19 protein-coding genes and 1 riboswitch are annotated in these 21317 nt (G+C 53.8%); of the genes, 1 reads left to right on the forward strand and 18 read right to left on the reverse strand.

Features of this window, described 5'->3' with window-relative positions; genetic code table 11:
* Positions 1 to 18: 18 nt before the first annotated feature.
* From INF30_RS02915 to INF30_RS02925, 3 genes are read right to left on the reverse strand one after another with little or no spacing between them, the layout of a single operon-like run.
* Positions 19 to 699 (reverse strand): TraX family protein, encoded by a 681-nt coding sequence (locus INF30_RS02915; RefSeq protein WP_226394161.1) that lies wholly within the window; start codon positions 697 to 699, stop codon positions 19 to 21.
* Between the two features lie 3 nt (positions 700 to 702).
* Positions 703 to 2397 (reverse strand): alpha-amylase family glycosyl hydrolase, encoded by a 1695-nt coding sequence (locus INF30_RS02920; protein WP_226394162.1) that lies wholly within the window; start codon positions 2395 to 2397, stop codon positions 703 to 705.
* 21 nt (positions 2398 to 2418) lie between these two features.
* On the reverse strand, positions 2419 to 3441 hold the full coding sequence (locus INF30_RS02925; RefSeq protein ID WP_226394163.1) for a sugar ABC transporter substrate-binding protein: 1023 nt from the start codon (positions 3439 to 3441) through the stop codon (positions 2419 to 2421).
* A gap of 197 nt (positions 3442 to 3638) precedes the next feature.
* Here INF30_RS02925 and INF30_RS02930 point away from each other — a divergent pair, with 197 nt between their 5' ends.
* The gene (locus INF30_RS02930) at positions 3639 to 3938 is read left to right on the forward strand and encodes a DUF1292 domain-containing protein (protein ID WP_226394164.1); all 300 of its coding nucleotides are present in this window, start codon (positions 3639 to 3641) and stop codon (positions 3936 to 3938) included.
* On the opposite strand, the gene INF30_RS02935 is transcribed toward INF30_RS02930, so the two are convergent.
* From INF30_RS02935 to purF, 15 genes are all read right to left on the reverse strand, one after another.
* Complete coding sequence (locus INF30_RS02935; RefSeq protein ID WP_226394165.1) at positions 3935 to 5797, reverse strand: ATP-dependent helicase; 1863 nt, start codon at positions 5795 to 5797, stop codon at positions 3935 to 3937. The genes INF30_RS02930 and INF30_RS02935 overlap by 4 nt on opposite strands.
* Before the next feature lie 3 nt (positions 5798 to 5800).
* A complete protein-coding gene (gltX, locus tag INF30_RS02940) occupies positions 5801 to 7261 on the reverse strand; it encodes a glutamate--tRNA ligase (protein WP_226394166.1) in 1461 nt (486 codons plus the stop codon).
* Positions 7254 to 8009: an SIR2 family NAD-dependent protein deacylase gene (locus tag INF30_RS02945; protein ID WP_076777232.1), complete on the reverse strand. Its 756-nt coding sequence runs from the start codon at positions 8007 to 8009 to the stop codon at positions 7254 to 7256. The genes gltX and INF30_RS02945 overlap by 8 nt, the downstream gene beginning before the upstream one ends.
* Before the next feature lie 86 nt (positions 8010 to 8095).
* On the reverse strand, positions 8096 to 8581 hold the full coding sequence (locus INF30_RS02950) for a threonine/serine exporter family protein (RefSeq protein ID WP_226394167.1): 486 nt from the start codon (positions 8579 to 8581) through the stop codon (positions 8096 to 8098).
* Positions 8578 to 9810, reverse strand: coding sequence for a GNAT family N-acetyltransferase (locus tag INF30_RS02955; protein WP_076777231.1), 1233 nt, complete (start codon positions 9808 to 9810; stop codon positions 8578 to 8580). Before INF30_RS02955 ends, INF30_RS02950 begins: the two co-directional genes overlap by 4 nt.
* 165 nt (positions 9811 to 9975) lie before the next feature.
* Positions 9976 to 11127: a glycine/sarcosine/betaine reductase complex component C subunit alpha gene (gene grdD / locus INF30_RS02960; protein ID WP_076777230.1), complete on the reverse strand. Its 1152-nt coding sequence runs from the start codon at positions 11125 to 11127 to the stop codon at positions 9976 to 9978.
* A 13-nt stretch (positions 11128 to 11140) separates the two neighbouring features.
* The gene (gene grdC / locus INF30_RS02965; protein ID WP_033124538.1) at positions 11141 to 12679 is read right to left on the reverse strand and encodes a glycine/sarcosine/betaine reductase complex component C subunit beta; all 1539 of its coding nucleotides are present in this window, start codon (positions 12677 to 12679) and stop codon (positions 11141 to 11143) included.
* 68 nt (positions 12680 to 12747) lie between these two features.
* A complete protein-coding gene (grdA, locus tag INF30_RS02970; protein ID WP_081957934.1) occupies positions 12748 to 13218 on the reverse strand; it encodes a glycine/sarcosine/betaine reductase complex selenoprotein A in 471 nt (156 codons plus the stop codon).
* Between the two features lie 54 nt (positions 13219 to 13272).
* Positions 13273 to 13590, reverse strand: a complete 318-nt coding sequence (trxA, locus tag INF30_RS02975) for a thioredoxin TrxA (RefSeq protein WP_033124535.1) — start codon at positions 13588 to 13590, stop codon at positions 13273 to 13275.
* 43 nt (positions 13591 to 13633) lie between these two features.
* Positions 13634 to 14578 carry a thioredoxin-disulfide reductase gene (trxB, locus tag INF30_RS02980; RefSeq protein ID WP_033124534.1) on the reverse strand — a complete coding sequence of 315 codons (945 nt, stop codon included), beginning with the start codon at positions 14576 to 14578 and terminating at the stop codon, positions 13634 to 13636.
* A 32-nt stretch (positions 14579 to 14610) separates the two neighbouring features.
* Entirely contained in the window at positions 14611 to 15921 is a 1311-nt protein-coding gene (grdB, locus tag INF30_RS02985; RefSeq protein ID WP_081957933.1) for a glycine reductase complex selenoprotein B, read from the reverse strand.
* A gap of 19 nt (positions 15922 to 15940) precedes the next feature.
* A complete protein-coding gene (locus INF30_RS02990; protein WP_226394168.1) occupies positions 15941 to 17221 on the reverse strand; it encodes a glycine/sarcosine/betaine reductase component B subunit in 1281 nt (426 codons plus the stop codon).
* Positions 17222 to 17294: 73 nt separating this feature from the next.
* The gene (locus tag INF30_RS02995; protein ID WP_076777227.1) at positions 17295 to 17675 is read right to left on the reverse strand and encodes a GrdX family protein; all 381 of its coding nucleotides are present in this window, start codon (positions 17673 to 17675) and stop codon (positions 17295 to 17297) included.
* Positions 17676 to 17864: 189 nt separating this feature from the next.
* Positions 17865 to 17975: riboswitch (glycine riboswitch) on the reverse strand.
* A 261-nt stretch (positions 17976 to 18236) separates the two neighbouring features.
* A complete protein-coding gene (gene purB, locus INF30_RS03000) occupies positions 18237 to 19670 on the reverse strand; it encodes an adenylosuccinate lyase (protein ID WP_076777226.1) in 1434 nt (477 codons plus the stop codon).
* A gap of 68 nt (positions 19671 to 19738) precedes the next feature.
* On the reverse strand, positions 19739 to 21166 hold the full coding sequence (purF, locus tag INF30_RS03005) for an amidophosphoribosyltransferase (protein ID WP_226394169.1): 1428 nt from the start codon (positions 21164 to 21166) through the stop codon (positions 19739 to 19741).
* Positions 21167 to 21317: the final 151 nt, after the last annotated feature.

A 21317-nucleotide genomic window follows, 5' to 3' on the forward strand; every position in this document is an offset into this window, starting at 1 on the left:
ATTCTGCCCTCTGCCGCCCTATCCGCACAGATATTTTATCGCCCAGAGCAGAAGCAGATGGGCCGGGTAAAACACATAGAAAAAGTATTTCATACTCCTTCCCTTTTTCCCATTGTAGAGCCCCACAGGTATAACGTACAGGACTCCAAAGCGCTGCACCGGGGACTGCCACAGAAAGTTCCACAGTCCTCCTAAGGTCAGCCCTGCCCAGGGACGCGCACGCCCTACATAGAAGATCAGCACCAGAAGGACTCCGCGGAAACCATAATCACTGCCCAGGGCCTCTGCAAACCACATAGCAATAAATATCTCAAGAATGCGCTCCGGCCACTCCCTGCAGCGCTCCAGCGCCGCCATCAGAGCCACGCTGATAAAAAGCGTAAAAAATACATTCTGGCTCCGGGGATACCAGATACTCTGATGAAAGGCCAGGTCAAAAGGGATTTCCGACAGAATCGCAAAGATTCCCAGCCTTGCAAGGTACCTGTATATGTCTCTTGTATGGAAGAACCCCTCCGTCAGGAGAAAGGCGAATATGGGAAAGGCAAGTCTCCCGATCCTGACCAGGTTCAGCTCCTCCGGGAAGAGGATCCGCCCTGCATGGTCTGCCGCCATACAGAGAATGGCAAGGCACTTCAGAGAAAATGCGTCAAATGCGGAGGCTCTCCTAAGCAGTTCTCCGATCTTTGTCCCGCTCATCCCCTACCTGCCTATGAAGACGGCAATGGTCCTGTCTTTAAGCACAGCTTCCCTCTGGCTGTCCAGAAGCACTGTCTCCGGAAGGATGCCCTCTTTTGTGTCAGCGGCCAGATACCACTTCTTTCCCTTGGGCAGAGCCGGGAGAGCAAAGCCGTGCTCCAGCCAGTGCATGTTGTAGGCGACAAAGCAGTCCTCATCCTCCGCCATCTTCCCACAGTAATAGACACCCAGCTGACGGCTGGACACTTCCGAGGGGGTCTGCCACGCACAGGCGCCATGGTAGGACACATCAGGCACACCGCAGCTGATCTGGTCCATGCCAAGCAGCTCCTTCTCCTGCGCCAGCACCGGATGGGCTTTTCGCAGGGCGATCAGATCTTTCACAAAAGCGAACAGCTTCTTCTCGCGCTCCAGGCGGCTCCAGTCCAGCCACCCTGTCGGATTGTCCTGGCAGTAGGCATTGTTGTTTCCCTTCTGGGTGTTGCCAAATTCATCGCCCGCCAGGATGCAGGGCGTCCCCTGTGCCAGCAGCACCAGAAAGAAGGCATTTCTTCTCTGCCCCTCTCTTAAGGCCACCACCGCCTTCTTCCGGCTGGGTCCCTCTGCCCCGCAGTTCCAGCTGTAGTTGTAGTCCGGCCCGTCCTGGTTGTTCTCCCCGTTTGCCTCATTGTGCTTGGCGTCGTAGGAGACAAGGTCATTCAGTGTAAATCCGTTCTGGTTTGCAATATAGTTGTAGTATCCTTCTGCGCCTGCCTGGCGGCGGAGCCAGTAGATCACATCCCCCACCATGCCCTCGTCCCCTTTCAGGAAACGGCGCATCACATTCTGGAACCCGGTCTGATGCTTCAGAAGCTTCATCCCCTGCAGCATGGGATCCCTGTACACCCCGTTCACAGGCGTCACATCGGGATTCAGGATAAACCCGTCCACGTGGTACTCCAGCATATAATGGCGCAGGCAGGCCTCCATATAGATCCTGGGCGTGGTCCCCTCAAAGGGCATTTCCAGGATCACCTCAATCCCGGCCTTATGGCAGGCTTTGACCATGTCCTTCAGCTCCGTGACCGGATCTGCCGCCGCGTAGGCCGCCTTCGGCGCAAAATAATATCCCGGCCCGTATCCCCAGTAATTCACGTACTTGGGAGACGGGGCAAACTCGTACACCGGCATACAGTGGATCTGATTGATCCCCAGTTCCAGCATATAGGGGATCTTCTCCACAAGGCCGGCAAATGTTCCCTTGTGTTTTACCCGGGAGGATGTGTGCTTTGTAAACCCTCTCACATGGAGGCTGTAAGCCACCACTCTGTGCATGGGAATGCGGGGTCTTCTGTCCCCCTCCCAGTCATAGTCATCCACGTAAAGCACTCCTCTGACCTGGCAGTCCCGGGCGTCGCATATATCGTGGAACTTCTCCGTACCAGCCAGCTTCCTGGCATAGGGATCCACGAAGATCTCCTCCCCGATCCGGTAGTTGTACTCGTACTCCTGTGCCGGGAAATCTGCAAGGGCCAGAAAGCGCACGTCCCCGGTCTCCTCTCTATAGGGCATATCAAAGCAAAATGCCGGCTCCGGCTCCCCTTTTCTGTACAGCAGAAGCTCACACGTCTTCCCCTGGGGCGCCTCCACTGCAAAATTCACCTGCTCCCTTTTCACTTCCGCACCTAAAGGCGTAGGCCTTCCCTCTTTTTTTGTCATTACTCTTCCTTCCTGCTGCTCCTACTGCCAGCCGTCTGCTCCATACATTTCCACATTGTCCTTTGTGATCATATCAATGATCTCCACATAGTTTTCCTTCTCGTAGTCCTCTCCATTCAGGATAGCCAGTCCTACTTCCACAGCTGTTTTCCCCATATTGATGGGAGACTGGGCCGCAGTGCCGGCAATCTGTGTGTCAGATTTCAAAAGCTCCTTTTTGATATCCGGGGATCCGTCCACGCCATAGATGATCACGTCGTCCATCCCGAGAAGATTGACCGCTGTCTGTGCTCCCACGGCGATCTGGTCATTGCCGCACATGATGGCAGTCACATCCGGGTGCGCTTCCAGCGCTGTCTGGGCCACCTCCAGGGATTTCTCAAACTTTCCGTCTGTGTTCTCTCTGGCCACGATCTCAAATCCTGGATCCGCATCTGAGATCACCTCCTCAAAGCCGGTGATCCGGTCATTGATGGAATTCTGCGTGGGGCACTCAAGGATGAGCACCTTTCCGCCTTTCGGGCACCGCTCCATCAGAGCCTGTCCGCAGATCCTGCCCGCCTCCACATTGTCAGAGCCCACGTAGGCATCCACGTAGTCCATCTCCTTCACCTGGGTGTCCACGTTGATGATCTTCACGCCCGCCTCCTGAAGCGCCTGCAGGGACGGCGTAATGCTCTCCCAGTTGACAGGGCTCAGGAAAATAGCGTCTATGCCGGAATCTATCATCTGTTCGATCTGGGACTCCTGGGTAGCCGCATCGGTCCCCGGATCCATGGTGATCAGCTCATGGCCCTGCTCTGTCAGGGTTTCGCGGATAGAATTTTCCAGCGTGATAAAATAAGGATTTTCCATATCGATGGCGCTGAAGCCGAATGTATATCCTTCCCCCTCAGCCTGTCCGTCCTCTCCCTGTCCCTCCTCGTCTTCTTCCTGCACCGGGTTGTCCTCCGGACTGCCCACGTTCTTTTTGCTGCAGCCTGCCGCTGACAGGACGCAGATAAGGATCATGGCAAGGACAGCCATGAACTTTCGGTTTCTCATATATGTTCCTCCTTCATGTCATCTAAATAATCTCATACATATTTAGTATTTTACAACATTTTACACCGTTTGACCAGTCCCGTATGGCCGGGGGAATATGGCGACCCGATATGTCTTGCTTTTACCGCCGCTCTCTGGTAGAGTAAAGAAAGAGGAACTCTCTTAAAACATGACAGAGAAAAAAGGAGAAAATGACTATGAGAGAACAGCAGAATGAAGAGATCACGGTAACACTGACTCTGGACAATGATGAAGTGCTCGAGTGTGCCGTCCTCACCATCTACGAGGCAGGCGGCCGTCAGTACATCGCTCTCCTTCCGCTGGATGAAAACGGGGAAGAAGAGGGGGATGTATACATCTACCGCTACATTGAGACAGACCCGGAAAATCCGGATCTTGAGAACATCGAGGACGACGAGGAGTACGAGATCGCAGCCGACGCTTTTGACGAGTGGCTGGATGAGCAGGAATTTGAGGAAGATCTGGACGCCTTCTAGGCGTCCTTCTTCTTTTTGCCCCGGAGCAGAAGCTCCTCCACGAACCGGGAAGGATCCGCATCCTTTCCGTTTTTTGTTTTCACGTAAGTGATGACCAGCTTCTCCTTGGCCCTCGTCATGGCCACATAGAACATGCGTCTCTCCTCCTCAATCTCCTCCTCCAGCTTTGCCTTCTTGTAGGGTGTCACGCCCTCGTTGGCACCCAGGATAAAGACCGTGTCAAATTCCAGCCCCTTGGCACTGTGCATGGTCATAAGGGAGATGCCCTCCCTGTTCTCATCACTTTTTCTTCTCTGCTGCTCCCGCAGATTTCTCCCGTACTCATCCGTATAGCGGAACCACTCTTCCATTGTCTGAAAATCCTTTGTGCTCTCCTGGATCTGCTCCAGGATCTCAAAGAGATCCTCTTCCCCCACACGGCGCGTCTTAGCCCACTCCCGCAGGTACTCATCGTAGCCGATCCGCTTGCGGATGTACTGCAGGGCCGCAAAGGGCGTTTTGTTCTCCATCATTTTGATATCCCACTCAAACTGATCGATGCGGTCCTGCATCCAGTCCTTGTCACAGTAGAACTTCCGCAGCTCCTCAAAAGAGACCGCCGGATGTTCCATGCTCTCCCGGCTGATATACCGCCTGGGACAGTTGGCAATGTCCAGGAAATACTTTCTGTCCCGCCGGCCGGACGCCAGCTCCATGTAGCTGCGGATATTTCGCCCGATAAAATGCTCGAACACGTTGCGCACATACTCCCGCATGGAGAAGGGCAGGCGATGTTCCATCAGCTGTCCGGCCAGGATGCCCGCGTCCAGATTGGTCCGGAAGAGGACTGCCATATCTTTGAGATCCTTCCCCTCTTCCATGCGCTTCTGTATGGAGGAGATAATGTACTTTGCCTCCTCCGTGGGGTCTTTCACCTCCTGGACATGAACCAGAGCCCCCTTGTCCTTCACCGCGCGCAGCTTTTTCGGATACCGTTTTTTATTGTGCTCGATGACCCGGACTGCCCCCTTCAGGATGTAGGAAGTACACCGGTAGTTCACATCCAGCAGGATCTGCCTGGCGCCGGGGTAATCCTTGGGGAATCCCAGCATGATCCCGGGTCTGGCACCCCGGAACTGGTAGATGGACTGGTCGTCATCTCCCACCACAAAGAGGTTGTTCTCCGGAAGAGCCAGCATCCTGAGCACCTCGTACTGAACCCGGTTCACATCCTGGAACTCATCCACAAGGATATAGCGGAACTTCCCCTGCCATCTCTCCAATATGTCCGATCTGGTCTTAAAGAGCTTCCAGCACAGGAGCAGCATATCGTCAAAGTCGATCTTTTTCATCTGCTTCTTTTTCTTCTCATAGAGTGTGCATATGTCCTGGAAATGCCGGGGGCTGACCTGTGACTCATACTCTGAGAGCCTGATCCCGCTGTTTTTTACTTTCCCCATCTCGGACAGGAGCCGCTCCAGATAGTCCTTCTCGTCCTCTATCTCCATGTCCGGGCTCATCTGGGGCAGAGAAAGGATCTGGCGCAGCAGCTCCCTCTTCTCCTCCTCCGCCATGATATTGGCCGATGTCAGGCCGTAAGCCCACTTCAGGATGCCGTAGTAGATCCCGTGGAAGGTGCCGAACGTGACAGGCATGCCCCTTCCTCCCATGAGCCCCTCAAACCTCTGTTTCATCTGCCGGGCCGCATATCTGGTAAAAGTAATGACCAGAATTTCTTCTGGTCTTACTTTTTCTCTCTCTATTAAATATTTGATCCTCGCCGCGATGGTGAGTGTCTTGCCGGAGCCCGGCCCTGCCAGGACCATACAGGGTCCCTCCTTGTGGCAGGCGGCCTCCTGCTGCGCTTTGTTAAGCTGCATCTTCTACCTCTCTTCCAGTTTTTCGATCCCTTTGCGGATGCGGGCAAGAGACTCCTCTTTTCCCAGGACTTCCATGATCTCCGTGGCTCCTCCCGGTGTGCTCTGCTTGCCGGACACGGCTGTCCGCAGCGGCCACATCACATAGCCGATCTTGACGCCCTTCTCATCCACGTAGGACTTCAGCGTATTGTAGAGCGCGTCGTTGCTGTAATCCTCCTGGCTCTCAAGAAGCGGCAGCGTCTCCCGCAGCACTTCCAGAGATGTCTCCTCATTGGTCTTCATCTTCTTATGGCAGTACATGGAGGTGTCGTACTCCGGCAGCTCCTCAAAGAAATCAATGTGTTCCCTGATATCCGGGAAGATCTCGATCCTTGTCTTCACAAGAGCGGCAATCTTCTTAAGATCTATGTCTTTTGTGATGACCTCTTTGATGTAGGGCTCTGCCATCTCATAAAATCTGTCAAAATCCATAGCCTTCAGGTACTCGCTGTTCATCCATTTCAGCTTCTGAATGTCGAATACAGCCGGAGATTTGCTCATATGACGGTAGTCAAAGGCCTCCACCAGCTCCTCCAGGGAAAAGATCTCCTGTGTCCCCTCCGGGCACCAGCCAAGAAGAGCCACATAGTTGACGATGGCCTCTGACACAAAGCCCTGCTCCAGCAGATCCTCGTAGGAGGAATGTCCGCACCTTTTGCTCAGTTTTTTGTGGTTCTCATCTGTGATCAGCGGACAGTGCACGTACACCGGCACATCCCATCCGAAAGCCTCGTAAATGCGGTTGTATTTGGGGGCGGAGGACAGGTACTCATTTCCCCGGACCACATGGGTGATCCCCATCAGGTGGTCGTCCACCACGTTGGCAAAGTTGTAGGTGGGATATCCGTCGGACTTGATCAGGATCATGTCGTCCAGCTCCTCGTTGGGTACGGTGATATCCCCGTAGATCTCATCGTGGAAAGTGGTAGTCCCCTCTGTCGGCATGTTGATTCGGATCACGTAGGGCTTCCCGGCCGCCAAATTTGCCTCGATCTCCTCTTTGCTCAGATGGAGGCAGTGCTTGTCATAGACCACGATCTCTGTTCCCGTCTCAGACACCTTGCTGCGCAGAGACTCCAGTCTCTCCTTGTCACAGAAGCAGTAGTAGGCGTCTCCCTGCTCGATGAGCTGTTTCGCGTACTTCAGATAGACGCCGGTCGCATTTCTCTCACTCTGGACATAAGGGCCCACGCCCCCGTCCTTGTCCGGTCCCTCGTCGTGGACAAGTCCTGTCTTCTCCAGTGTTCTGTATATGATCTCCAGCGCCCCTTCCATGAACCGCTCCTGATCTGTATCCTCAATGCGGAGGATGAAATCTCCTCCCTCATGTTTCGCGATCAGATACGCGTACAGCGCAGTTCTCAGATTGCCCACATGCATCCTGCCTGTGGGGCTTGGTGCAAATCTTGTTCTTACTTTACTCATTGTCTCTCTCCATTTCTATAATGATTTCCCCCAGTGCGTCATCCACCCGGCTCTGCCAGAAGATGTCCGCGTCCTTATTGGAGAAGTGGTCTTCTTCGTCTATGACAATCAGTTTATCCCCTTCATAGTAGCCGGTAAGCTGGCTGCACAGGAAGGATTTCAGGTTCGTCCCCAGAACGAGGAGCACATCCGCCTTCTGCATCTCGGTGGCGGCCCGGGTGATCACCTGGTTGTCCACCATCTCCCCGAAAAGAATGACATCCGGCCGCACCGCCTGCCCGCATGACTGGCACAGCGGAATCTTGTCGGTGTTCCTTATGTACTCTATCGGATACTCCCGCCCGCAGTGGGGACAGTAGTTCCTGAAAATGCTTCCGTGAAGCTCTATGACATTCCTGCATCCCGCCCTGCTTGGAAGGTGGAACAGCCTCCTTGTTATGATGGTCTGAAAGATGCCTGACTCCTCCAGCCTGGCCATTTCATAATACCCCTTTCCCGGCGGTATGTCCACCGCCTGGAGGAGTTCATTCCGATAAAAATCATAAAACTGCTGCTTCCGGGTAGAAAAAAAGGAGCTGGAAAAGATCTCCTCGGCGGAGTACCCATACTTTTCCTCAATGGCATAGGACTCTCCCCCGTCCCTGACGACCGGATAGCCGCTTTCCTCCAACATGGCCCGCCCGCTCAGCACGACCGTGTATCTGCTCTCTTTGAGCATCTCGTAAATGGTTCCCGCAATACCCGACATAGTCTCCGCCTCCTTCTCACCTTCTGTGATCCACGACCCAAAAGGATCTTGTTATTTTTTATTGTACCACATGCAATTTATGACAATCAAGCCTCTTTAGATGCCTTGTGCAGACTCCACCGCTTTTTCCAGTACCGGGGCTGGAAAAACTCTCTCGGGATGGAGACGATAAATACGATGCCGAGCACAATGGCAAAGGCAACCTTCACCGCGCCGATCCCTCTCTGGGCCGCCTCCCCAAGCTGACCTGTCACCAGGTAGTAGGCCGTGTAATACACGCCCGCCCCGGGCACGAGGGGGAAAATACCCGAGATCATGAAGATCGTGATAGGGCATTTCAGCCGCACAGTCAGCATCCGCGAGATGAGCACCACTACCAGCGCCCCGAAGAAGGAGGACACCGCCGCCGAGGCGTGTTCCACGGCCAGGCAGTAGACGATCCAGCCCATGGCTCCCGTCGTCCCGCAGCTGATATAGAAGCGCTTCGGCACATTGAACATGACGGCGAACCCTATGGTCCCGAAAAAGGCGCAGAAAAAATTCAGCAGTATATCCTGAACAGCACTCATCATATACCCACTCCTCCCATGATGTTCGTGTAGGCTCCCAGCGTAAAGCCGACGCCGATAGCAATATAGACAAAGACCAGGAGCGCGTCTATCATACGCACAGTCCCGGACAGGAAGTCGCTGTCCGCAATGTCCCGGATGGCATTGGTAAAAGCCATTCCCGGCACCAGGGGCATGATGCCGCTGATGATCATGCCGTCCAGGTGAAGGACAGACGGGAAGAAATGCCGGAACAGGAGGGCCAGGAAGGTGATAAGGGCACCTCCCACGATGTTGACGATGATCTTGGATATACGGAGCCTTTTGGAGGCCAGGACCCACACATACAGGAAGCAGCCTATGAGAAAGGCAGCCAGGCTGTCCATCACGCCCGCCCCCAGAAGGAACCCGAAGCACCCGCTTCCCATGCCTGCCGCAAGGATCTGCAGATAGCCCTTCGTGGGCGGGATCTCTTCAATCTCCTTCAGGCGCTCAAAGGCCTCATCTATCCCCACAAGGCCGGCGGAGATCTCCCGAGAGAGAGCATTCACCTCCGCCACGATCCCAAGGTGGGAGGAGGACAAAGGGATATGCTTTACCCGGGTGTAGGTGTCCCCGTCGCCGATCTTGATGCTGACAATAATGGCATGACTGAGTGTAAACGTGTCCACATCATCCACGTGAAAGCGCCCGCATATGTATTTGATCGTCTCCTCCACACGGAAAATCTCACCGCCGTTTTTCAAAAGGATGCGCCCCGCCTCCAGGGCCAGATCCAGCACCTTCTTGGGATCTGCCTCTGTCTTCAGGTCCTTTTTCAGGTAGATCATGTCCGTCAGCAGCACCCCCTCATCCCAGATGGGCTCCCTGTAATTGGCTGTAAAAAATCCGGGCACAATGTGGGAGTGGACAAAGCCGCAGTGCTGGTAAAAGCGGATTGTCTTCTCCGTGTTCCCGGTCCCCACATACATGGTGTCGCACTGATAGCTGTATTTCTCACACACATAGTGGACAAGGGCCGTGCCATACCCCCTGCCCTGAGCCTCCTCCCTGGTGGCCAGGTTCTTCAGCTCACATTTTCTTTTCCCAATCTGACAGACAACACAGACAGACTGCACCTGCCCCTGGTCGTCGTATAACGCAAACATATCCCCGGAGTCCAGATACTTCTCTATCATGTCCTCCTGGGGATCTGCCAGCATCAGTAAGTCGAGAAATGCAGTCTTCTGCAGTGTAACCTGTTGAATTTCCATCCTTTTCGTCCCTCTATCTGATCTTTCCATTTACAAGTTCAGCCTATTATAACACCATCCTTTCAAAAATGACAGAGGGATTTTGGACTGTTCTTACACAAAAACAATAGCAAAAGAGGAGGCGGCGTCCCGGCATACCAGACGCTGCCTCCTCTCTTTATACTTTTAGTTGATATATCCGGCCTTCTTCAGCTCCTCCTGAGCTCTGCCCAGGTTGGCATCGGACACCAGGATGATAGGCCCTGTACAGCCCATGCCGCTCTCCGCATAAATCCCCAGCTTCCAGAGAGCCCGCACGCCGTCCTCCAGATCCATGATCTCGATCCCTGCGATCTGTGATGTCACCGGTTCCTTGGCCGGCGCCTTCACTTCCTCCTGCTCCGCAGGCTTTGCAGACGCTTTTCTCGCTGCCAGTATCTCTTTCAGGCCCGCTTTTTCTGCTGCCGCAAACTCTTCCTTCGCAATGTCAAAGACTTTTCCTCTCAAAAGATCAGCCGCATAATTCAGCGCACCCTTGATGAGGGGCGCCCCGGAAGCCCTGGAAATGATCAGCACCAGCTGCTCATAATTTTCCCCAATACCAGGGCCGTAGCCAAATCCTGACGCCTCATAGCTTCCTCCTGTCGTGAAGGAGGAGAGCATCTTGATCAGGATATTTCCGGACAGCGAGTCACATACCATAATATCCGCAGATCCCTGGAGCACGTCATTTCCCCTCATGACGCACCCGCCGTCTGCCCTCGCCGACTCGGCAAATGTAATATCATATCCGTTCTCTTTCAGCTGTTTCAGGGCGATCTCCGTCTGGCGCGCCCCGTCCACATTCAGAATCCCGACGGTGGGATTCTTCTTTCCGCAGGCTTTTGCTGCAATGATGCCGTAAATGGCATTTTTGATCATCCCTTCAATGCGGTCCGCGCTGGAGGTGCCTGTAGTGGTGGCCACAAACATCTCCCTTCCCTTCGCGGGGGTGACGGCCCGGCCCACAGTGGAGACGCCGATAGGGAAAGGAAAATGCATGGTGACAGCCCCGTCCACTTCCTTGTTCTTCAGGAGCTCCTCCATCTTTTTGTGTCCTTCCTCCTCGTCAGCCACTTTGACAGTGGTCACGCCTTCCGCCTCAAGAGTGCCGATGTAGAAGACATCGATCCCCTCCTTTGCGGCGGCCACAGCTGCCTCCATAGCGTTCTCCTCACCGTGTTCGCTTCCCATACCGGTGAGAGCGATCTTGGGCTTTTTCCCGAACCGGCCGCTCTCCAGCCCCTCTGCCATTTCCATAAAGGTGGAGGCGATTATTTTTTCAATGTGATCAGCCATGTTCCACCCTCCTTTACTCTGCCAGAAGCGCTGCTGCAAATTCTTTCATAGCTTTTGCGATCAGCCCTTTTACTTCCTCTTCGGAGACGCCGCTCTCTTTCTTCTCCTGCTCTGCCGTGTTTCCGTGGATCACGAAAGACACGCCGTCAAAAAGATTGGTCATACGGCCAAGGAAGAGGCTTCCCTTTCCGATGATCATGGCATTCTTGATCTTTCCTTCCAGGATATCCTCCCTGGCAACGCCGATGTAAGGCACACCGGAGGGAATATGTCCCTGGGTGGGCGCCCAGCCGGTCAGTCCGTGCTTCTTTGTAAAGTCTGCCAGCTCCTTGCGGTCCAGCTCTCCTCTCTTCACAGCCAGAGCGCCGATCATCTTGTAGTTGGCAAGAGGCACATCTCCGGCTCCCGCCGGTTTGGTGATATCCGGGTTCTGCATCTCCGGTGAATACTTGTCGATATCCGGGATCTTCATGCCCGCTCTGTCCAGAGGATCCGCTACAAGACTGCCGATGACAGCCTGGGGAGCAGAACCTGTGCCCACTGTGTGGCGTCCCAGCATGCCAAGGTCGATCTCCGGGCTTACGCCGTCGTTCTCTGTGATGACAACGGCAAATCCGCCCAGGCAGTCCTCCAGGATGGGGAGGCCCTTCTTCACATGGTCCTTGCCGTTCATACCAAGCTTGGCCGTGCAGCCGCCGCTGGTCACGACAACAGTCTTGTATGCGCCGGATTTCACCAGAGCCGCCGCCTCAATGACAGCATGGGTAGGCGCCGCACAGAAGCCTCTGGCGTCAGAGCCTGTGGCGTTCACAAGTCCTGCCACCTCTGCTGCCGCCTTTGCGAAGTTGCCGCCGCCTCTCTGGTTCATATCGCCGCAGGCCTCCTCCGCACAGTCGATGACGTACTCCACGTCCTCCTTTTTGATGCCCGCGTTGCGGACCGCGTAGAGGAGCGCCAGCACGCTGGATGCCTTGCTCATCAGGTTCTCATGCATGACATGAGCGGACAGATTCTGGTCAATGTCGTGGGCGGCCTTCACACAGCCCACCAGTTTTCCATCGAAATACAGTCCTTCTGCATGCTCTTCATTTACAAACTGCTCGATCTCGGAAAGCTCCACACCCTCGTGCACTCTTTCCAGGATCTCTTCTGTGATCACCGGATCTTTTGCCAGCGCTTCCTTATGGGCTGCGACAAATCCCTTCTCCAGTCTTACCACCTCGAACATGTCGCTGGCCTGCACAAGGAGGAGGAACTCTTCCTCAGGCATGATCTCGCCAAATTTTCCGTAGCGGTCCGCCCCTTCCATCTTCTTGTCGTACCAGGGGAATTCCACTTCCGCCAGCTCCTCCGGATGGACGTTGCCGATATAGGTCTGGTTTGGCCAGTAGGATACCGCCTCCTCATATGAGCGGAGTTTTTCCGGCACTTCCTTCAGATACTCCGACTCAGGATTGACGATGCGCTCTGTCGTCTGTGTTGTTCCGTTATACAAAACCATATCCGGTGTATGTACTAAAATATAGCTTGCCCCTTTGATCACACTGTTCATGGGTTTTTCCCCTTTCTTCTTTTTTTATCGTAATAAGCAGAGCGGCGGGGTGACACCGCCCCGCCCTCCTAGAATTTACAATATTGCTCTCTGATAGCTGTCATCTCGGAAATGATATCATCTACATCGAGAACCATCTCCATCATGCTGATCTGCTCATCATAGACAGCCTCGTCAAATTCTTCCTTCATCTCCGGCTCGCATACGTGATAAACCTGAAGTCCAAGCTGGACTCCTGTCAATGGACCTGCGAAAGTAGGATCTCCTGCTGTAACAGTCTCAGCTGCAAGACCTGCAGCCTCGCCCTCTGCGGCTCCGAGAACTACAACAAGGTTCTCCGGGCCGTACTCGTCAGCAAACTCCTTTACTCTCTTCTGGTTTTCCAGATCCATTGCGCCTGCGCTCGTTCAGACGAAGCATTCCGTGGACGCGAATACCACTTCCCCGCCAGCCGTCTTTACACACTCGGCAATGGCAGGTCCCGGAATTCCGTCACGGTCTCCGATAACTATCACTTTTTTGTTTTCCAAAATAGCCATAATTATGCGTTCTCCTTTCTTATGTTGTTTTTTGCTGCTTTAAAATTTTTATGATTAAAGATATTTCTTAATCATCGCTTCAATGCTCTCCGGTGTGCAGTCGTCTTTTACAAGCTCCTCGACTTTCTCTCCATCCTTGTAGATGGCCATTACCGGAAGTCCCAGAACTTTCTGGGAAATGGCAAGGCGGCGCGCCTTTGTGGTGTTCAGGGATGTGAATTTGATCTTGTCCCCGTATGTGTCTGCAAACTCATGTACCTTCGGCATAAGAGCCTGGCAGGGCACACAGCCGTCTCCATAGAAATCAACGAATACATATCCGTCAGCTTTCAGCACTTCTTCTTCAAATGTGGTCTTATCTACATCAATCATTGTTCTCTGCTCTCCTTTTCTTTCCAGATGTTTTTCCTGGTCTCTAAAAATAATCGGACAGGCTTCTCTCCACCTGTACAGCAGCGATGGCTCCATCCGCAGCTGCCGTCACAACCTGACGGAGGCTCTTGATGCGGACATCTCCCACTGCGTAGACATTGGGAATATTTGTGTGCATGTCCTCATCGGTGCGGATATAGCCTCTCTCGTCCATATCCAGGATGCCCTCAAACAGCTTAGAGTTGGGAACGGTTCCAATAAAGCCGAACACGCCGAACATGCCGTCTTCCTCGTCCGCCTCCACAGTTCTCACTTCGCCGGTCTTGACATTCTTCACCTTCATCCACTGGAGGATGTCGTCTCCTCCTAACTCCTCCACAACGCTGTCCCAGAAGAACTCGATCTTCGGGTTCGCGAAGGCCTTCTCCTGGATGGATTTGGCTGCGCGCAGCTCGTCTCTTCTGTGGATGATGGTAACTTTTCTGGCGAATTTTGTCAGGTACATGGCCTCCTCCACTGCGGAGTCGCCTCCTCCTACGACAAACACTTCCAGATCCTCAAAGAAGTTGGCATCGCAGGTAGCGCAGTAGGATACGCCTTTTCCTCTGAACTCAGCCTCGCCCTTGCATCCGATGGGGCGTGCGTAAGCGCCGGTGGCAATGATCACATTTTTTGCCTGGTACTCATTTTTCGCACTCTTCAGGATCTTGATCTCGCCGCTGAAATCCACTGCATTGATGGTGTCGGCAACGCGCTCTGCGCCGAACTTCTCCACCTGCTGTGTCATTCTTGCGATCAGGGAAGGTCCTGACTCCCCTTCCACCATCTGGCCGGGATAGTTCTCAATGTCATCCGTGATGGCGATCTGTCCTCCGTCCTGGCCCTTCTCGATGACCAGTGTGGAAAGGCGGCTTCTTCCTGCGTACAGTCCTGCCGCCAGACCACCGGGGCCTGCGCCCAGGATGATCACGTCATAAACTTTGCTCATCGGTAACATCTCCTTTTCTTTTTGTTTTCATTTTAATCGAAAATGGTCTGGCCGTCCACCTCTGTTGTGAGAGCTGTCAGGGCTTTCTCCACGATATGGCGGCGGAGTTCTTTCTCCTCCTCGTGGCTTAAGGCCGGATTACCAAGGGGATGGGGGATCGCGATAGCCGGAACGATCCTGTTGGCTCCTACGGTCATGGAGATCGGTGTTACTGTACAGATGTGTACTACCGGAATGCCAGCCCTCTCAATTTCTTTCACCATCGTTGCACCGCAACGAGTACAGGTGCCTCATGTGGAGGTCAGGATAACTGCGTCCACGCCGTCCGCCTTCAGTTTCTGTGAAAACTCGTCCGCAAAAGCCTTGGCAGATGCAACGGCTGTACCGTTTCCTGTTGTTGTATAGAAGAGATGATGAAGCTCGCCGATCTTTCCTTCCTTCTCCATGTCTCTGAGCACGTCCACAGGAAGCACCCTGTCTGCGTCCTCATTGGCATAGACCGGATCGTATCCGCCGTGAGCTGTCTCGTATGTCTCGGCTGTCAGATCCATGACGCCTGCTATATCGTACTCACCGTAGTGGGAAGCACTGGAACTCTCAATGTGGTCCGGATTTCCCTTGGGAACAATACCGCCGGATGTGACAAGGGCGATCTTTGCGTGGGCCAGATCCTTCACTGCCGGATTAGGAGCCACCTTGTCAAAGCTGGGCATGGGATACTCTGTCTCGAAAGGCTTGTCCGCCAGCTTCTTAAGGAGCATGTTCACAGCGCGCTTTGAACCTCTCTCCTTCTCGAAGAAGTTTACCCTGACGCCGTTCGGCATATACCCTTCCTCGCAGGAAGCGCCGATCTTCTCGCCTCTTGCCAGCTTCAGGGCCAGGGGAGCCATCTTGCCCACTGCCGCTCTCATGCCTGCTGCGCTGTTCTTTGTGGAGATCATGTAGACCTGATCCTTAAACATATCCGCGCCCGGGTTCTCCACGTACATTCCTGTCACTGCAGGGATGCCCAGCTCTTCCTGGACAGCTGCCGCGATGGTGCCGCAGGCCACGCCGTAGCGTCCTGCATTGAAAGCCGGTCCTGCGATGAATACGTCCGGAGCCTGCTCCTTTACCATGGCCAGGATGTCTGCCTTTGCCTTCTCCAGGTTCTCATTGAAATAGGAGTCACCGCACACTATCGTTGCAATGATCTCCGCCTCGTCCTTAAAGTTCATATTGAACGCAAGTCCGGGTCCTACGACCTCACCCACGCGGATCTCTGCCGGGTAGTCCGCTTTCTCCTCTCCGCCGATATTAGCGAAGAACTGATTGATATAATGTACAACTTTGATCTTACTCATTTCCTGTATGTCCTCCCTTCTATCTTGCGCTCAGCTTGTTAAATCCTGTCTCGTTGGTAGCTCCTGTGATAACCTGGAGCTCCACCTCCAAAGATCCGTCCTCCCGGAGCGTCTCCTCGCTGGCACCTGCGATCTTTGTCACATAGTCCAGTGTGCCGATCACCTTGTCAAGTTTAGGCAGAATGATCACTTCGTTTGCGTTTCCGCCTGTGACAACGGCGTCTGCAGCCGCGTCCGCATCTGCCAGAGACTGTGACTTTCCATCCCGTCCGGCGTACTCGTCTGTGATGATGACTGTCTTCACGCCCTCTGCCTCGATCTTCTTACAGTTCATGATCAGGTCTGTATCCGGGTTTCCGAATCCTTCCTGGGATACGATGACGCCGTCCAGATCCAGCATCTTGCACAGCTTAGCCGTCCAGTCGGAGGAACGCTGCTTGTCTGCCAGGTACACGTTCTCGTTGGTGATGATCTGGCACACAAAGTTCAGAGTCTTTCCGTGCTCTTCAAACAGGTCGTGCACAACCGGGTTGTTCTGATGTACATAGGTAGGATTCTTGTCGCATGCGGACACACAGTTTCCAGACACGATAGCGCCGTCCATGATCTCTGTGGGGCTTAAGATCGTGGGAACGATCTTCTTTGCGTCCACTCCGTACACATAGGTGTCGTGGAGAAGCCCCTGGCTCTGCAGCATCTGCACATAGGCAACTCTGGGGAGCTCCGGATATTTCTCCAGTCCCTCCTTGATGGTGCATGTCTCATATACTTTTGTCTCATCCGGTGTCAGGCTGCGGGCAAGTTCCCCAATGTAGGCCGCCACTCTGAATCCGGCAAATCTGACTGCCTTCTCATAGTCATGCTGTTTGATATCATCAACCGGCTCGCACACCATCACCAGGTTGAGTGTCTGGGAGAAGGGTGTGTACTGTGCTCCCGGCCCTGTCATGTCGATAATGCCTTCCTGGAAGCCGACAATGCGTCCCGCTGTCACTACAGCCATGCCCTTGAGTGCGTATGTCTTTCCGCTTCCCACTGTGTCTACCTTGGAGATCACTCCCGGGAATACGCCTCCTCTTCCTTCCACTTTTACTCTGGGCTCGATCACGTCCTTCACAGGTGTGATGCGGACAGACTCGCCCGGGCGGGCAATGTCAAAAGACACTCCCTTGATCTTCTCATCTTCCAGAGCTGTCTTTTCCAGCTCCTCCTTTGCTACATAAAGGACACCGTCCTGAATTTTGCTCTCATCCGCAAACTGGATATCCTTGATGTAAATGTGGCCCATTTCTAATCTCACGTCTCATTACCTCCTTGCAATCCTTTTTATGCTGTGTTTCTCTGCAGCTTCTTCCTGCCTCTTACTGTCGGTTCTACCATACGTCCGCCGACTCCATCGCGCTTTCCAGCAGTGTCCAGTCAATGAGCTGAAAATCTTCATATACTTCCTGCCCGTAACTTTTCTGACGGTCTGTGAATTTCTCACAGGTCTGTATGGCCGCCTCGATCATTCTGACGGACTGCGGGTCCACCTCCTCTTTTTTCCCGCTCAGCATGATCGATTTGTACGGTGTCTCCTTTGGCTTTACGCTCCCTGACAGAGGATGCGACAAAAGCCTGTGGCCCTGGCAGATCTTTTTCTCTGCCTCTCTGAGCAGTTCCTCATAGGGAACAGATATATAACATACCGTCCTGCGCCCCTCCAGTTTGCGGGCTGCAAGCGGATTGTTAGTCAGGATCATATAGCTGTCCATCTTTTGTCTCCTTTCATCTGCCCGGCCAAGAGCCGGTCAGGGGCGTCGCCGGCGCGCTCTGCCGGATATATGCCCAATAAAAAAGGGACGTCGCAAACACTTCCTTGTGTATGCCGCCCCGCTCTGTCTACCCTGCTGATGTCTGAACAGCTGTCCTCTGCTCATCCTTCTGCAACATATTCAGAATTCGTCCCTCTTCCAATCCTTTTGCCTGAAAGTTTCACCAGTGGACCAGCGCTTTGTCCCTCGGCTTGCCTCTTCGGCGGCTGCTCGCTGTCAGCTCTCTCGTGAAAGAGATCGTCCTTATGCAGTTGTATGTCTCATATATCTCATCTATAAATATGGATGATCTATCATGTCTATCAATGACACATTTATACTACCTTAGTTGTGGTTTTTTTGCAATACCCTCAAGAACAAGAAGTTATTTTTATATGTTTTGCACAATTTTCAAACTCAATTTTTGTTACTATTTTGTCTATCTCCTTTTTTTGCCATGAAAGATCGCAGCAAGTAAAAAGTGGGCGGGAATTTCTCTGTTTCCCACCCTTTTTGCACTCTTTATACGTTGATCTCTGCCTTCACGCCCAGAAGGTCTCTGTTCTTCTCCAGCATAGGACGGACCACATCTGCCAGGTACTTGTCCACCTGCACAGAGGCACGGCCTGTATATTTTGCAGGATCCATAGTCTTTTTCAGCTCATCCAGACTAAGCCCGAAAGCCGGGTCTGCCGCGATCAGCTCCAGAAGGTTGTTCTCCAGTCCCTTCTCTTTCACATTTTTTCCTGCTTCCATGGAGAGTTCCCGGATGCGCTCATGCAGCTCCTGGCGGTCTCCTCCAGCCTTCACAGCGTCCATCATAATGTTCTCTGTAGCCATGAACGGAAGCTCTGCCATAAGGTGCTTCTCGATGACCTTGGGGTAGACTACAAGCCCGTCCACCACGTTCAGGCACAGGTCCAGGATGCCGTCAATGGCCAGGAAGCCTTCCGGCACGCTGAGACGCTTGTTGGCAGAGTCATCCAGCGTTCTCTCAAACCACTGAGTGGCAGAGGTGACAGCCGGATTCAGCGCGTCCACCATGACGTACCTGGAGAGGGAAGCGATCCGCTCGCTGCGCATGGGGTTTCTCTTGTAGGCCATGGCAGAGGAGCCGATCTGGTTCTTCTCAAAGGGCTCTTCCACTTCTTTTAAGTGCTGCAGAAGCCGGATGTCGTTGGACATCTTGTGGGCGCTGGCAGCGATCCCCGCCAGCACGTTCAGCACTCTTGTATCCACTTTCCGTGAATAGGTCTGGCCGGACACCGGATAGCAGGCCTCAAAGCCCATCTTCTTTGCGATCATGGGATCGATCTTGTCGATGGTCTCCTGGTCTCCGTCAAAGAGCTCCAGGAAGCTGGCCTGTGTTCCCGTAGTTCCCTTGGATCCCAGAAGCTTCAGGCTTCCCAGCACGTACTCCAGATCCTCCAGATCCATCATAAACTCCTGGAGCCAGAGCGTTGCCCTCTTTCCTACAGTGGTGGGCTGAGCCGGCTGGAAGTGCGTGAAGGCCAGAGTGGGAAGATCTTTGTACTGTTCAGCAAAATCAGCCAGCTCTGCTATCACGTTCACGATCTTTGTGCGGACCAGTTTCAGGGCCTCGGACATGATGATGATGTCCGTATTGTCCCCCACGTAGCAGGATGTGGCTCCCAGGTGGATGATGCCCTTTGCCTTGGGGCACTGCTGGCCGTAGGCATAGACATGGGACATAACATCGTGGCGCACCAGTTTTTCTCTCTCTTTTGCCACATCGTAATTGATATCGTCCGCGTGGCTCCTCAGTTCCTCGATCTGCTCATCTGTGATAGGAAGTCCCAGTTCCTTCTCCGTCTCCGCCAGGGCGATCCACAGGCGCCTCCAGGTGCGGAATTTCATATCAGGAGAAAAAATGTACTGCATCTCCCTGCTGGCATACCGCTCGGAGAGCGGGCTTACATATCTGTCGTGACTCATAGATTTTCTTTCCTTTCTCTGCTCATAAAAATAGTTTCTGTTCTCTTTCTCTCATTCTAGCACAGCTTCTATTCAAATGCCAGGGAGACATCCCGCCCGGGCACTTCCATGGGATAATTTCCTGTAAAGCAGGCATCACAGTATCCCAGCTCTCCCACCATGTCCTTCAGCTTTTCGATCTCCATGTAGCCGAGGGAGTCTGCTCCGATCATCTCCCGGATCTGCTCTGTCGTGTGGGAGTGCGCGATCAGCTGTTCATTGGAGGGCACATCCGTTCCAAAGTAACAGGGATACAGGAAGGGGGGTGAGCTGATCCTCACATGTACCTCCGTGGCCCCCGCCTTTTTCAGCATGCGGATGATGTTGGCGCAGGTGGTGCCCCGGACGATGGAGTCGTCCACCATGACGATCCTTTTCCCGCGTACTACTTCCGGGATCACGTTCAGCTTGATGCGCACGCTGGACTCCCGCTCGCTCTGTTTTGGCTTGATAAAAGTCCGCCCCACGTAGCTGTTCTTGTGGAAGGCCATCCCCACCGGAATGCCGGACTGCTCTGAGTAGCCCCTTGCGGCCACAAGTCCCGAATCCGGAACCCCCACCACAAGATCCGCCTCCACCGGGTAGGACTGGGCAAGCGCCCTGCCGGCTGTGATCCTGGCATGGTACACGTTCACACCGTCCAGGGTGCTGTCCATTCTGGCAAAATAAATATATTCGAAAATGCATCTGGCGTGCCTGGCCGGATCGATGGCCATACTCTTGTCGGAGGAGATGCCGTCCTTTGTGATGGACACGATCTCGCCCGGCTCCACGTCCCGCACAAATTCCGCGTCAACGGCAGCCAGGGCGCAGCTCTCGGAAGCCAGGATATAGGTGTTGTCCCTCTTTCCGATGCACAGGGGCTTCAGGCCGAAGGGATCTCTTGCCCCGATCATCTTTCTGGGCGAGATGACCACCAGTGCGTAGGCTCCCCTGATCTTCTTCATGGCATTTTTCACTGCCCCCTCCACATTGGGCGCCTGCAGGCGCTCTCTGGCAATGTGGTAGGCGATCACCTCCGAGTCGATGGTGGTCTGGAAGATGGCCCCGGTGTGCTCCAGCTCATGCCGCAGCTCCACCGCATTGGTCAGGTTTCCATTGTGGGCGATGGCCAGGACGCCTTTCACATAGTTGATGACCAGAGGCATGGCGTTCTCCGCCCTGGATCCCCCTGCCGTGGAGTAGCGGACATGGCCCACGCCCAGATTGCCGTGAAGGGCATGGAGGGCTTCCTCGTCAAACACTTCATTGACAAGCCCCAGCCCTTTCTTTGACCGCATCTTCCGCTCTCCGCAGGTGTCTGTCACTGCGATGCCGCAGCTCTCCTGTCCTCTGTGCTGCAGTGCAAAAAGCCCATAATAGACAGTGGGGGCTACATCGCCCCCATCCATATCATAAGCACCGAAAACACCACATTCTTCTCCAAGACCTGTTGTCACTTTTTCAAAGTTATCCATGTATGTTTCTCTCGCTCCTTATCCTCACAGCGCCATGCACCGCAGGCGGGCGCTGCCTGTTATTTTACATTGTCAAGTTTCCGGGAAATCCCGCTGATTTACCCATAAAAGTATAATACAAGGCGGGGAGAAAAGCAACATTCCTCCCCGC

It is taken from the genome of Claveliimonas monacensis (assembly GCF_014982975.1).
GTDB classification, from domain to species: Bacteria; Bacillota; Clostridia; order Lachnospirales; family Lachnospiraceae; genus Claveliimonas; species Claveliimonas monacensis.

Excerpts from the sequence above, each read along its gene's own strand:
- INF30_RS02920 (WP_226394162.1), bottom strand. The coding sequence starts at position 2,397 with ATGACAAAAAAAGAGGGAAGGCCTACGCCTTTAGGTGCGGAAGTGAAA.
- purF (WP_226394169.1), bottom strand. The coding sequence starts at position 21,166 with ATGGATAACTTTGAAAAAGTGACAACAGGTCTTGGAGAAGAATGTGGT.
- INF30_RS02950 (WP_226394167.1), bottom strand. The coding sequence starts at position 8,581 with ATGATGAGTGCTGTTCAGGATATACTGCTGAATTTTTTCTGCGCCTTT.
- INF30_RS02945 (WP_076777232.1), bottom strand. The coding sequence starts at position 8,009 with ATGTCGGGTATTGCGGGAACCATTTACGAGATGCTCAAAGAGAGCAGA.
- INF30_RS02925 (WP_226394163.1), bottom strand. The coding sequence starts at position 3,441 with ATGAGAAACCGAAAGTTCATGGCTGTCCTTGCCATGATCCTTATCTGC.
- grdC (WP_033124538.1), bottom strand. The coding sequence starts at position 12,679 with ATGAACAGTGTGATCAAAGGGGCAAGCTATATTTTAGTACATACACCG.
- INF30_RS02995 (WP_076777227.1), bottom strand. The coding sequence starts at position 17,675 with ATGGACAGCTATATGATCCTGACTAACAATCCGCTTGCAGCCCGCAAA.
- INF30_RS02955 (WP_076777231.1), bottom strand. The coding sequence starts at position 9,810 with ATGGAAATTCAACAGGTTACACTGCAGAAGACTGCATTTCTCGACTTA.
- trxB (WP_033124534.1), bottom strand. The coding sequence starts at position 14,578 with ATGAGCAAAGTTTATGACGTGATCATCCTGGGCGCAGGCCCCGGTGGT.
- INF30_RS02915 (WP_226394161.1), bottom strand. The coding sequence starts at position 699 with ATGAGCGGGACAAAGATCGGAGAACTGCTTAGGAGAGCCTCCGCATTT.
- purB (WP_076777226.1), bottom strand. The coding sequence starts at position 19,670 with ATGAGTCACGACAGATATGTAAGCCCGCTCTCCGAGCGGTATGCCAGC.
- INF30_RS02935 (WP_226394165.1), bottom strand. The coding sequence starts at position 5,797 with ATGCAGCTTAACAAAGCGCAGCAGGAGGCCGCCTGCCACAAGGAGGGA.
- trxA (WP_033124535.1), bottom strand. The coding sequence starts at position 13,590 with ATGATTGATGTAGATAAGACCACATTTGAAGAAGAAGTGCTGAAAGCT.
- gltX (WP_226394166.1), bottom strand. The coding sequence starts at position 7,261 with ATGAGTAAAGTAAGAACAAGATTTGCACCAAGCCCCACAGGCAGGATG.
- INF30_RS02930 (WP_226394164.1), top strand. The coding sequence starts at position 3,639 with ATGAGAGAACAGCAGAATGAAGAGATCACGGTAACACTGACTCTGGAC.
- grdD (WP_076777230.1), bottom strand. The coding sequence starts at position 11,127 with ATGGCTGATCACATTGAAAAAATAATCGCCTCCACCTTTATGGAAATG.